The following is an 11978-nucleotide window of genomic DNA, read 5'->3' on the forward strand; positions in this document are numbered from 1 at the left end:
GGAGTTTGTCCGGTTTGCGGAACGGGTTCCACCATTCCACATCGTGGACTGATCAGGGAAATAGCTACACTCGATGTGTCTGATCGGAGAGAGTTATCAACAGCCCCGTGCCCCCCGCCCGCCCCGCCCGTCGCAGGGGTCCCGCCCGCAAACCCGAGGCGACTGTGGCGAACGCCACCCCGCGCAGCCCCCGGACACCCACGGTCGCCCAGCTCAAGGCCTTCGTGGCGGTGGCCGAGCACCGGCACTTCCGGGAGGCCGCGGCGGCCACCGGGACGAGCCAGCCGGCGCTCTCCGGAGCGGTCGCGGCGCTGGAGGAGTCGCTGGGCGCGCAGCTCGTCGAGCGTACGACGCGCCGGGTGATGATCACCCCCCTGGGGGAGCGCGTACTGGAACACTCGCGCCGGGTGCTCTCCTCCCTGCAGGCGCTCACCGAGGAGGTGGAGGCCGCCCGCCGGCCGTTCACCGGACCGCTGCACCTGGGCGTCATCCCGACCGTCGCGCCGTACCTGCTGCCGACCGTGCTGCGGCTGGTCCGCGACCGCTACCCGGAGCTGGAGCTGCACGTCCACGAGGAGCGGACGCCCTCGCTGCTGGAGGGGCTGGCCGCCGGGCGGCTGGACGTGCTGCTGCTGGCGCTGCCGGCCGGCGGCGGCGCGCCGACCCGGGACATCCCGCTGTTCGACGAGGACTTCGTGCTGGTCGCCCCGCCCGACCACGAGCTGGCCGGCCGGGTCGACGTGCCGCGCGACGTGCTGCTCGACCTGGACGTGCTGCTGCTGGAGGAGGGCCACTGCCTGCGCGACCAGGCCCTCGACATCTGCCGCGAGGTCGGCGCCGACCCGGCCGGCTCCACCACCCGGGCGGCCGGCCTCTCCACCCTGGTGCAGCTGGTGGCCGGCGGTCTCGGGGTGACCCTGCTGCCGGCCACCGCGCTGGACGTGGAGGCGGGCCGCACCGACCGGCTGGCCGCCGTCCGCTTCGCCGCGCCCGCGCCGGGCCGCCGGATCGGCCTCGCCACCCGGCCGGGCTCGGCCCGCAGCGCCGAGTACGACCGCTTCGCCGTCACCCTGCGCGAGGTGCTGGCGGAGCTGCCGGTCCGGATCGTCGAGCCGCAGCCGCAGCCGCAGCCGCAGCCGCAGCCGCAGTCGTAGCCGCAGCCGTGGTTCCGGTCGCCGCCCCGGCCCCGGTCCCGGCCGTCAGCCCGCGGCGGGCGTGCCGAGACAGAGCCCGACCGTGGTGGCGACCAGCAGGTCGAGCGCCCGGCGGGACTCCTCCTCGGGATCCTCGCCGGCGGCCTTGAGCACCAGGTAGCGGTCGGTCAGCCCGTTGAAGCCGGCCAGGAAGTACACCGCGATCTCCTGCGCGGGCAGCGCCGGCGGGTGCCCGTGGGCGGCGGCGAGCCCGGTGAGGAGTTCGGCGGCGGTGGCCTCGATCTCGTGCTGGAGCGCCCGCATGATCTCCTGGAGGTCCGGGTCGCGCAGCGACATCGCGGAGAACTCGGTGATCAGCGCGCACTTCCCGCGCTCACCGACGGCGCTGTCCCACAGGGCGTAGACCATCGTGCGGATCTGCTCGCCGAACGGGCCGTCGTCCGGCGCGGACGCCCGCACCTGGCCGATGAAGTCGGCGGTCAGCTCCTCGACGACGGCCCGGTAGAGGTCCTTCTTGGTGCCGAAGGTGTAGTGCACCGTCGCCTGTGCCACGCCCAGCTCGGCCGCGATGGCGCGGGTGCTGCCGGCGGCCACGCCCTCGCGGGCCATCAGGTCGATGGCGGCCTGGATGAGTTGGGGGCGCCGTTCGGCCGCCGGGACATGAGCCATTGGGCCAGGGTATCGCCATGTTCACACAACTGGATCGAACGATTGCGTCACACGTTCCCGTCATTCGACTTTGTCACGTGAACAAGTTCCGCGTACGGTGGTGCGGACGACTGGACGACCAGCCGGAAACGACCCCACCGAAGGTGTACGCATGGCCACGTACCTGTACCGCCTGGGCCGCCTCTGCTTCCGCCGCAGGCGAACCGTGCTCGCCGTCTGGCTGGCCCTGCTGATCGCCCTCGGCGGCGCGGCGGCGGCCTTCGGCGGCGCGACCTCCGAGGAGTTCAAGGTCCCCGGCACCGAGGCCCAGGCCACCCTGGACCGGATCAAGGGCACCTTCCCCGAGCAGGGCCACGGCTCGGCCCAGGTGGTCTTCGCCGTCGACGCGCCCGGCGGCATCACCGACCCCGGAACCGCGCGGGCGGTCGGCGAGGCGGTCACCCGGATCGCCGCCGTCCCGGGCGTCGCGGGCGTCCCCGACCCGTACACCACCGGCGCGCTCTCCCCCGACGGCACGCTCGCGCTGGGCCTGGTCTCCTTCGACAGCGAGCTCGGCGACATCACCGACCAGCAGCGCGACGCCGTCCGGGCGGCGGCGGACCCGGCCCGCGCGGCCGGGGTCACGGTCGCCTTCGGCGGCGACGCCTACAACCAGATGGCCCAGGTGGACGGCGGCGAGGTGATCGGCCTGATCGTGGCCGGGGTGGTCCTGGTGGTCACCCTGGGCTCGCTGGCCGCGGCCGGGCTCCCGCTGGTCACCGCCCTGATCGGGGTCGGTGTCGCGATGGCCGCCGTGTTCACCGTGGCGGGCTCGTTCGAGATCATCTCCACCGCGCCGGTGCTGGCGCTGATGGTCGGACTGGCGGTCGGCATCGACTACGCCCTGTTCATCGTCTCCCGGCACCGCCGCCACCTGGCCGAGGGTCTGGAGCCCCAGGAGGCCGCCGCCCGCGCCAACGCGACCGCCGGCAGCGCGGTGGTCTTCGCCGGCCTCACCGTGGTCGCCGCCCTGGCCGGTCTCGCGGTCGCCGGCGTGCCGTTCCTGACCGTGATGGGCCTGGCCGCCTCCGGCGCCGTCGTCGTCGCGGTGCTCGTCGCGATCACCCTGCTGCCCGCCCTGCTCGGCTTCGCCGGCCGCGGCATCGACCGGCTGCCGGTCCGGCGGCGCGCGCCGCGGACCACGGGACGCACGACGCTCGGCGAGCGCTGGGCGGGCTTCGTGGTGCGCCGCCCGCTGGCCGTCCTGCTGGCCGGTCTCACCGCGCTGGTCGCGCTCGCCGTGCCCGCCGCGAGCCTCACCCTCGGCCTGCCCGGCGGCGGCTCGCAGGCGAAGGGCACCGACGCCCGCACCGCCTACGACCTGGTCGACCGCGGCTTCGGCCCCGGCTTCAACGCCCCGCTGGTCGTCGTGGTCGACGCCGCCGGGGCCTCCGAACCGGAGCAGGCGGTGCAGGGCGTGGCCGACCGGCTCGCCGCGCTGCCCGGCGTGCAGACCCTGCTCCCGCCGCAGCTCGACGCGCCGAGCCGGACCGCCCTGCTGCCGGTCATCCCGAAGACCGGCCCGGACCACGCCGACACCCGGCAGCTGGTCACCGACATCCGCGAGCAGCGCGAGGAGCTCCGGGCCGGGACCGGCGCGCGGATCGACGTCACCGGCACCACCGCCGCCAACATCGACGTCTCCGCCAAGCTCGCCGACGCGCTGCCGCCGTTCGTCGCGGTGATCGTGGGCATCGCCCTGGTGCTGCTGGCGCTGGCCTTCCGGTCGGTCCTGGTGCCGCTGAAGGCGGTGGCGGGCTTCCTGCTCTCCATCACGGCCTCGCTCGGCGCCGTCGTCGCGGTCTACCAGTGGGGCTGGCTGGACGGCCTGATCGACGTGCCGAAGGTCGGCCCGGTGGTCAGCTTCGTGCCGATCCTGCTGATCGGCGTGCTGTTCGGGCTGGCGATGGACTACGAGCTGTTCCTGGTCTCCGGCATGAAGGAGCACCACGTGCACGGCATGGCGGCGCGCGACGCCGTGGTGGCCGGGGTGCGGAACGGGGCCCGGGTGGTGACCGCGGCGGCGCTGATCATGATCGCGGTCTTCGGCTCGTTCGTCTTCGGCCACGACCCGATCGTCCAGCCGATCGGGTTCGCGCTCGCGGTGGGCGTGCTGGTGGACGCCTTCGTGGTGCGGATGGCCCTGGTGCCGGCCGCGATGGCGCTGTTCGGGCGGGCCGCCTGGTGGTTCCCGAAGAGCCTGGACAGGGTGGTGCCCCGGGTGGACATGGAGGGCGAGCAGCTGATGGCCCGGCTGGAGCCCGCCGGGAGCGGCGCCGACCCGGAGCCCGGGGCGCCCGAGGCGCCCAAGGTGCCCGAACAGGTCTGACGGCCCGGCGGGGGGCCGCCCCGGCACAGTGCGCCGGGGCGGCCCCGTCGCACGTCACGGCAGGCGCTGCTCGAACCAGACCACCTTGCCGGTGCCCAGCCGGGTCGCGCCCCAGCGCTCGGCGCACCGGGCCACGATCTGCAGGCCCCGCCCGCGCTCGTCCTCCGGCCCGGTCCGGCGCGGCCGGGGCAGCAGCGGGCTGTCGTCGCCGACCTCGCAGCGCAGCCGGGTGGTGCGGACCAGGCTCAGCGTCACCGGGCGGGTGGCGTGCTGGACGGCGTTGGTGACCAGCTCGCTGACCATCAGTTCGGTCGCCTCGGTCAGCTCCTCCAGACCCCAGCGGCGCAGCGTGTGCGCGGCCAGCCGGCGCGCCCGCCCCGGCGTCTCGTTGCGCGGCTGGAGGTACCAGTGGGCGACGTCCCCGGCCGGGATGCCGTCGAAGCAGGCGGCCAGCAGCGCGATGTCGTCGCCCCGGTCGCCGGGCGGCAGGATCCGCAGCGCCTCCTGGCAGAGGTGCTCGGGCGCGTGCCGCTGGGCGCCCGCGAGCCGGGCGCGGAGCAGTTCGAGGCCGTCGCTGAGCGGCCGGTTGCGGGTCTCCACCAGGCCGTCGGTGAACAGCAGCAGGGCGGAGCCGGGCGGGGCGGGCAGCTCGACGGAGGAGAAGTCGACCCCGCCGACGCCGATCGGGGCGCCCGCCTCCAGGTCGAGCAGCTCGGCGGTGCCGTCCGGCTGGACGAGCACCGGCGGCACGTGCCCGGCGTTGGCGAGCACCACCCGGTTGGCGATCGGGTCGTAGACGGCGTAGACGCAGGTCGCCAGGTGCTGCTCGCGGCCGAGCCGCTGGGCCTGCTCGTCCAGGTGGTAGAGCACCTCGTGCGGCGGCAGGTCGAGCGCGGCCAGGGTCTGGGCGCTGGTGCGCAGCTGGCCCATGATGGCGGCCGAGGTGAGCGAGTGGCCCATCACGTCGCCGACGATCAGCGCCACCCGGTTGCCGGGCAGCGGTACGGCGTCGTACCAGTCGCCGCCGACCTGGGCGCCGCGCTCGCCGGGCAGGTAGCGCTGGGCGAGCCGGACGCCGTGCGGCTGGGGCAGGCGCAGCGGCAGCATGCTGCGCTGGAGCTCGTTGGCTATCTCCCACTCGCGGGCGTACCGCAGCGCGGTGTCGACGGCCAGCCCGGCCTGGGTGGCGAGGTGGGCGGCGGTGGCGGTGTCGGTGGCGTCGAAGCCCGGCCGGCCGCTCTTGGCGCGCGGGCGCCGGATCAGCACCAGCAGCCCCAGCACGGTCTTGCGCCCGCGCAGCGGCAGGGCGAGCACCGAGGTCCCCGGGCTGAGCCGGGCCAGGCCGCGGGCGCCGTACAGCTCGCGCAGCAGCTCGGTGGTGCGGGCGCTGCCGCTGTTCCCGTCCGCGCCGAGCACGACCGGTTCGGCGGGGCGGCGGCTGAGCAGGGTGTGGGCGAGCGCGCCGCCGCGGGTGACCGGGGTGGCCGGGCCGGGGTCGGCGGTGGAGCGGGCGCCGTACCGGCTGCCGTAGCGGTCGCGGCGGTCGTCGCCGGCCGGGCGGCCGCGCCGGCCCAGCCGGGTGCCCTGGCTGTGGTGGATCCGCAGATGCTCGGGGAAGCCGGGTTCGCGCTCGACGTTGGGCAGCGGGTCGCGCAGGTGGACGACGGCGGCGTCGGCGAGGGCGGGGACGAGCACCCGGCCGACGTTGCGCAGGGTGGCGGCCAGGTCGAGGGCGCTGTTGATCCGCCGGGTCGCGGAGTCGAGGTAGGCGAGGCGCTCGGGGACGCGCTCCGGGGGTGACGACGGGCGGCGCGGGGTCGGCAGGGCAGGCGGCTCTCCGGCCTCGGGATTGAGCTGGTCGCGCACGGGTGCCTGTCCTGGGGATCGGTACGGTCTGTGGTCTGTCGGGGACTGCCGGGGTGTGCCTGGGTGCTGCCGGGGTGCCGCGGTCCGGCGTCGTCAGCCGGTCCGCCGGCAGCGGAGGAAGAGCTGCTCCTCCGGCGGCAGCGAGGTGCTGGCGGGCGCGTACGGACGGCCCTCCCGCTCCTCGACCGTGAACCCGGCCGCCAGCAGGACCCGTTCGAGATCCTCCCGCAGATATCCGCTGATCCGCAGCTCCCGGCCGAGGAACGGCAGGGGAACGTGATCGAGATCCGCCTCGACCATACCGAGCGCCAGCAGCCCGCCGGGCCGCAGCAGCTCGCGCAGCCGGCCGAGCACGGTGGGGATCTCGTCCTGGGGGAGCAGGATCAGCGAGAAGAAGGCGGTGACCGCGTCGAAGGTGCCCCGCCCGGCGGGGCCGAGCCGCGGCAGGTTCCAGGCGGAGCGGGCGCGCTCGGTGGCGAGGTCGTACATGTCCATGCGGTGCAGGAGGGGCGGGTGCGGGCCGGGGTGGCGGGCCTCCCGGGCCAGGGTCAGCATGACGTCCGAGAGGTCGACCCCGGTGACCCGCATCCCGGCGGCGGTCAGCTGGCGGACGGTCGGCTCGCCGTTGCCGCAGCCGACGTCCAGCACGGCGGCGCCCGGCTCCAGCGCGGCCAGCAGCCGGTGGCCGCAGGCCAGCTGTCCGTCCTTGGAGGGGAACGCCTCGGCGTAGCCGGTGCCGATGGTGTCGAAGGCGACCGCCTGAAGGGCGCGCTCGGCCCGGCGGCGCAGGACGTCGGACCCGTCGTCGCCACCCGCGTCCTCGTCGACGGGGAACGGATCCGATATCTGTCCGGTCGTCACGATTGAGAGGCACCTTTCGGCCGGGCCTCCGGTCGGCCGGACGAGGCGCGGGGCCGGGCCGCCGTCTCCTCCCGGCGTCCGTGCTTCCCCGCCGGCCCGCTGCCGGTGGCGGTACGTCACGCTCCCCGCGTCACAATGACTGCATTGCCATGCTGACTGCACGCTGACACTTTGCACAGACTCTTTGCACAGAGACACTCTGCACTGCGGGAGCGCCGCCGCGCTGCCTTTTCCGGATTGGTCCACCGGGGAAGTGCACTCGTGTGTGTACTGGCCTCCGAGAATATGCGTGATCACTGCGCCGTGGGGTCCGTTTCCGGCCAACTCGCGGCGGTTGGCCGACACCGCCCCCCTGCCCGGAAGCGCAGGGCGCGGCCCGGGGTGGTGCGATCGGGGCCGCACGCCGTACGGTCGGCGTCCGCACCCGTGCTGACCTGCGGATCCGTCGGTCCGCAGACTGACAATCGGGCGTTTATTGAACGTCAATCCGGTCGGTGCACAGTGGAGTCCAGCGCCGGGGAAGCGTTGACGGTGTTCCCGCAGCCGGGGGGCTGCGGGAGCACCGGACGCTCTCGGGGGAAGGCCTCCAGGGGGGAACACGGGGGAACGGAGGCCTACGGCGCGGGGGGAAAGAGGGGCTCGGTGTGCTGCTGGGAGATGAGGTCCGCCACGGGGGAGGCCTCCGGCACACCGAGCCGCGTGAAGATGGCGTGGGCTTCGCGCAGACACGCCAGGCCGCGTGCGGGCTGGGCGAGGCCGAGCAGAGCCTCGCCCAGTGCGGCGTTGGCCAGGCCCTGGCAGTAGGCGGAGTCCATCTCCAGCCCGATCGCCAGCGACTCCTCGGCGGCCTCGGCCGCCTCGGCCTGCTGGCCGGCGGCGAGCAGCGCGGAGGAGAGCCGGGCCAGGGTGTAGCCCTCGCGCAGCCGGTTCTGCTGGGACTGGTAGAGCCGGTGGGACTCGCGCAGGTGATCGGCGGCGGTCGCGGGATCGTCGGCGGAGGAGAGGACCACGCCGAGTTGGTACAGGGTGTCGGCCAGGCAGGGGCCGTTCTTCGAGGCGCGCGCGGTGGCGACCGCCTCGGTGACCGAGCTGACGGCCGTCTCGACCATGCCCAGGCCGAGCTGGGCCCGGGCCATGTTGCCGAGCAGCCGCGCCTCGCCGATCGGCGCGCCCACCACCCGGCTGATCGCGAGGGCCTGCTCGAAGAACGGCAGCGCCTCGGCCGGGCGGTTGGCGAGGCTGAGGACGATGCCGAGGTCGTTGGCCGCCATGGACTGCAGGACGGTCATGTCGTCCGCGTCCTGCAAACCGAGGCTCTTGCGCAGCGACTGCTCGGCGCCCTGGAAGTCGTTGGTGATCGACTGCAGCGTGCCGAAGGCGAAGTGGACCCGGGCGAGCGCCGCCGCGTCCCCGTACCGTCCGGCGTTGTGCTCCGCCGCCTCCAGCATCCGGCGCACGCGCGCCCCGTGGGTCGGGTCCTCCACCAGGCTGCCGAGGATGATCAGCAGGTCGACGGCGGGCCGCAGCAGCAGGCCCGGGCCCTGGACCGCGGCCTCGACCGAGCTGAGGAGCAGCGCGGTCTCGGTCCGCAGCCACTCCCGGGCGAACGCGTTGGTGATCAGCGCGATGCCGCCGGAGCCGGGCACGTTGAGCGGCTCGGGCAGCTGGTCGTCGGGTTCGATGGCCCGCGCCGCGTTGCGGACCGTGGCGAGCAGGAGGTCGAGCAGCCGGAGCACGGCGGACCGCTGCTCCGCCACGTCCCCGGAGCGCTCGTTCTGCCGCTGCGCGTAGAGCCGGAGGAGATCGTGGTACCGGTAGCGGCCGGGGGCGAAGGTCTCCAGCATGTTCGCCTCGACGAGCGCCTCGGCGAGGTCCTCGGCCTCGTCCTCGTCGACACCGAGCAGCGCGGACACCGCCGCCAGCGGCAGGTCCGGGGAGTCCACGACCGAGAGCAGGCGGAAGGCGCGGGCCTCGGCGGGGGAGAGCTGCCCGTAGCCGAGCCCGATGGTGGTCTCCACGGCGAGGTTGCCGAGCTGGAGCTCGTCCAGGCGCCGGCGCTGATCGGCTAAGCGGCGGGCGAGGTCCGAGACGCTCCAGCGGGGACGGCTGGCGAGCCGGGCCGCGGCGATCCGGACGGCGAGCGGCAGGAATCCGCAGGCGGTCACCACCGCCATGGCCGCCTCCGGTTCGGCGGCGACGCGCTGCTCGCCGACGATCGCGGAGAACAGCGCGAGCGCCTCCTCCGGCGTCAGCTCCTCGACGTCCACCAGGTGCGCGCCGGGGATGCCGGCCAGCCGGGAGCGGCTGGTGGCGAGCACCGCACAGCTGGACACCCCGGGGATCAGCGGCCGGATCTGCTCGGCGTCCTGGGCGTTGTCGAGCAGGATCAGCATCCGCCGGCTGGCGAGCAGCGAGCGGTAGAGGGCGGCGCGCTGCTCCAGCGAGTCCGGGTTCTCGGTGACGCCGAGGGCGTGCAGGAAGTCACCGAGCACCACGGCCGGGTCGGCGGGCGAGGCGCCCGCGCCGCGGAGGTCGACGTACAGCTGCCCGTCCGGGAACTCGGTGCGCACCCGGTGGGCGACGTGCACGGCGAGCGTGGTCTTGCCGACGCCGCCGATGCCGGCCAGCGAGGTGACCACCACTGCCTGGCCGGTGGCGTTCATCAGGACCGCCGAGAGATCGGACACCATCTCGGTGCGGCCACTGAAGTCCGAGACGTCGGCCGGGAGTTGGGCCGGAGGTGGCGGGGCGGCCGGCCCCTCCTCACGGGTGGCGGCGGCCGCCGGGACGGGGGCGGCCGGCAGGGTCAGCGCCGGGTCCGCGGCCAGGATCCGGGCATGCATGGTGGACAGCCCGGCGCCCGGTTCGACGCCCAGTTCGTCGATCAGCAGCTTGCGGGTGTCGGTGTAGACGCCGAGCGCCTCGGCCTGCCGGCCGCAGCGGTACAGCGCGAGCATCAGCAGTTCGCGCAGCCGCTCGCGCAGGGGGTGCTCGGCGGTGAGCGAGTTCAGCTCGCCGACCACCTCGGCGTGCAGGCCGATGTCGAGGGCGAGCGCGCACCGGTCCTCGGCGACGGACACCTGCCGCTCGGCCAGCCGCAGCCGCTGGGCGTCCGCGTACGGACCGGGGACGCCGGTGAGCGGACGGCCGGCGAACAGGCCGAGCGAACGGACCAGCAGCCGGTGGGCGTTGTCGAGGTCCCCGGCGCCGCGGGCGGTCGCGGCCTCGGCGGCGAGGTGCTCGAACACGGTCATGTCGAGGGCCTCGCCCGGGATGTGCAGGGCGTAGCCGTCGGCGACGGAGACGAGGAACTCGGCGGGCCGGCGCACCTCGCGCCGGGGCTCGATGACCGTGCGCAGCCGGGAGACGTAGGTGCGCAGCGCCGCGACGGCCTGGGCGGGCGGGCGGTCGCCCCAGAGGCCGTCGACGAGGTCCTGGGTGGTGACGGGGCGTCCGGCGTGCAGCAGAAGCATCGTCAGAACGGCCTGCTGCTGCGGGGAACCGAGGGCGAGCTGCCTGCCGTCGAGCCAGGCCTGGACCGGACCGAGTACCTGGAAGCGCAGCGCCGGTGCAGGCGGCGTCTCCCGAAACTCCATGTAGTCCCCCGATGGCCTGGTGTTGATGTCCCGGTAGGGCGCTCGGCGGTTCCGCCGTTGTGGTGGCCTCAGCTTAGGCGGGGGGCCGACTCTGCCGGACGGCACGGTCAGCCGCACGATGTTTATCGGTCATTTAATCAACCCTACGATACTGACTCCGCGCCCGCGCCGACCCGGTGGGGCGGAAGACATGTGATGACCGAAAGGCGGCCCCAGCATGGCCAACGAGCAGAGCGAGACCCCCGTGGCGGCCGCGCCGGCCGAGCAGGCCGCGGCCGAGGCGGGCCAGGCGGTCGAGGGCGCGGTCGCCGCGACCTCGGAGCAGGCCGAGTACGCCGAGCCCACCGCGGACCGCAAGGCCGACCTGGAGGACGACCTCTTCGGTGACGAGGGCCAGTACGTCGTGGAGCCGGCCGGCGACGGGGCGACCACCGAGCGCGAGCCGCAGGGCGTCATCTCCAGCCACCCGTAGGACCGTCCCGTCAGCGGTTCCAGGGGGGAACGCTTGAACACGCTTCGTCGCCTCGCGGTCGTCGCCGTCTCGACGATCGTGGTGACCACCGGCTACCTCGTGACCGCCACCGGCGCTTCGGCCGGAGTCATCAGCGGTCACCCCTAAAGCTTGTTCCAGAAGGTCTGGTGCGGGGCATTTCTCCGGTATGGGTGGGGTGCTTCGGGCCGAGCCGGTCTGGGTGGAGACGTTCACGGGGCTGCGGATGCGGCAGTTCGAGGGTCTGGTGCGGGTGGTGCGGGAGCGGGGCGGCAATGGGCCGGGCGGCGGCAGGCCGTGGTGCCTGCCGCTGCCCGACCGGATCCTGCTGGTCGCCGTGTACTACCGCACCAACCTCACGATGCGGCAGCTCGCGCCGCTGTTCGGGGTCTCGACCGCGACGGTGTGCCGCATCGTCCAGCGCCTGGGGCCGCTCCTGGCTCTCGAAGCCGCTCCACGCCCGGTGCCGGGCGTGGAGCGGTTGTGGATCGTGGACGGGACCCTGATCCCGGTCCGCGACCGGACGGTGGGGGCGTCGAGCCGCAACTACCGGTTCTCCGCGAACGTGCAGGTCGTCATCGACGCCGACACCCGCCTCGTGGTCGCCACCGCCCGCCCCGTGCCGGGCAACAAGGCCGACGCCCACGCCTGGCGTGAATCCGGCCTCCCCTCCACCTGCGCGGGCACCACCGTCCTCGCCGACGGCGCCTACCTCAACACCGGACTGGTCGTCCCCCACCGCCGACGAGCCGGCCGCCCCCTGCTGCGGGCCCAGGAGGAGGACAACGCCGAACACCGCCGGGTGCGCGCCCGGGTCGAGCACACCTTCGCCCGCATGAAGAACTACAAGATCCTCCGCGACTGCCGACAGAAGGGCGACGGCCTGCACCACGCGGTGCAGGCCGGCGGCCCCCCACCAAACCAACCCCCCCCGGGGGGTGATAAAAAAAAAAACACCCCCCGACAAACCAAGA

At 74.3% G+C, this 11978-nt stretch carries 8 protein-coding genes; 4 read left to right on the top strand and 4 right to left on the bottom strand.

Features of this window, described 5'->3' with window-relative positions; translation table 11 throughout:
• Positions 1-164: 164 nt before the first annotated feature.
• Positions 165-1154: a LysR substrate-binding domain-containing protein gene (locus ACFXAM_RS24290; RefSeq protein ID WP_380294346.1), complete on the top strand. Its 990-nt coding sequence runs from the start codon at positions 165-167 to the stop codon at positions 1152-1154.
• Positions 1155-1199: 45 nt separating this feature from the next.
• On the opposite strand, the gene ACFXAM_RS24295 is transcribed toward ACFXAM_RS24290, so the two are convergent.
• Positions 1200-1823, bottom strand: coding sequence for a TetR/AcrR family transcriptional regulator (locus tag ACFXAM_RS24295; RefSeq protein ID WP_380294347.1), 624 nt, complete (start codon positions 1821-1823; stop codon positions 1200-1202).
• A gap of 151 nt (positions 1824-1974) precedes the next feature.
• Between ACFXAM_RS24295 and ACFXAM_RS24300 the strand changes: the two genes are divergently transcribed.
• Positions 1975-4191, top strand: a complete 2217-nt coding sequence (locus tag ACFXAM_RS24300; RefSeq protein WP_380294348.1) for an MMPL family transporter — start codon at positions 1975-1977, stop codon at positions 4189-4191.
• Positions 4192-4245: 54 nt separating this feature from the next.
• Here the strand turns inward: ACFXAM_RS24300 and ACFXAM_RS24305 are convergent, their stop codons facing one another.
• From ACFXAM_RS24305 to ACFXAM_RS24315, 3 genes are all read right to left on the bottom strand, one after another.
• Positions 4246-6057: a SpoIIE family protein phosphatase gene (locus tag ACFXAM_RS24305; protein ID WP_380294349.1), complete on the bottom strand. Its 1812-nt coding sequence runs from the start codon at positions 6055-6057 to the stop codon at positions 4246-4248.
• Between the two features lie 93 nt (positions 6058-6150).
• Positions 6151-6846 carry a class I SAM-dependent methyltransferase gene (locus ACFXAM_RS24310; RefSeq protein ID WP_380294353.1) on the bottom strand — a complete coding sequence of 232 codons (696 nt, stop codon included), beginning with the start codon at positions 6844-6846 and terminating at the stop codon, positions 6151-6153.
• A gap of 686 nt (positions 6847-7532) precedes the next feature.
• Positions 7533-10514 (bottom strand): BTAD domain-containing putative transcriptional regulator, encoded by a 2982-nt coding sequence (locus tag ACFXAM_RS24315; RefSeq protein ID WP_380294350.1) that lies wholly within the window; start codon positions 10512-10514, stop codon positions 7533-7535.
• A 217-nt stretch (positions 10515-10731) separates the two neighbouring features.
• On the opposite strand from ACFXAM_RS24315, the gene ACFXAM_RS24320 reads away from it, so the two are divergent.
• Positions 10732-10986 carry a hypothetical protein gene (locus tag ACFXAM_RS24320; protein WP_380294351.1) on the top strand — a complete coding sequence of 85 codons (255 nt, stop codon included), beginning with the start codon at positions 10732-10734 and terminating at the stop codon, positions 10984-10986.
• Between the two features lie 187 nt (positions 10987-11173).
• The coding region (locus tag ACFXAM_RS24325; protein WP_380294352.1) for a transposase at positions 11174-11978 on the top strand (805 nt) is incomplete at its 3' end.

Origin of the sequence: Kitasatospora sp. NPDC059462, from assembly GCF_042749955.1 — a bacterium.
In the GTDB taxonomy this organism is placed as follows: domain Bacteria; phylum Actinomycetota; class Actinomycetes; order Streptomycetales; family Streptomycetaceae; genus Kitasatospora.

Excerpts from the sequence above, each read along its gene's own strand:
- ACFXAM_RS24300 (WP_380294348.1), top strand. The coding sequence starts at position 1,975 with ATGGCCACGTACCTGTACCGCCTGGGCCGCCTCTGCTTCCGCCGCAGG.
- ACFXAM_RS24315 (WP_380294350.1), bottom strand. The coding sequence starts at position 10,514 with ATGGAGTTTCGGGAGACGCCGCCTGCACCGGCGCTGCGCTTCCAGGTA.
- ACFXAM_RS24320 (WP_380294351.1), top strand. The coding sequence starts at position 10,732 with ATGGCCAACGAGCAGAGCGAGACCCCCGTGGCGGCCGCGCCGGCCGAG.
- ACFXAM_RS24295 (WP_380294347.1), bottom strand. The coding sequence starts at position 1,823 with ATGGCTCATGTCCCGGCGGCCGAACGGCGCCCCCAACTCATCCAGGCC.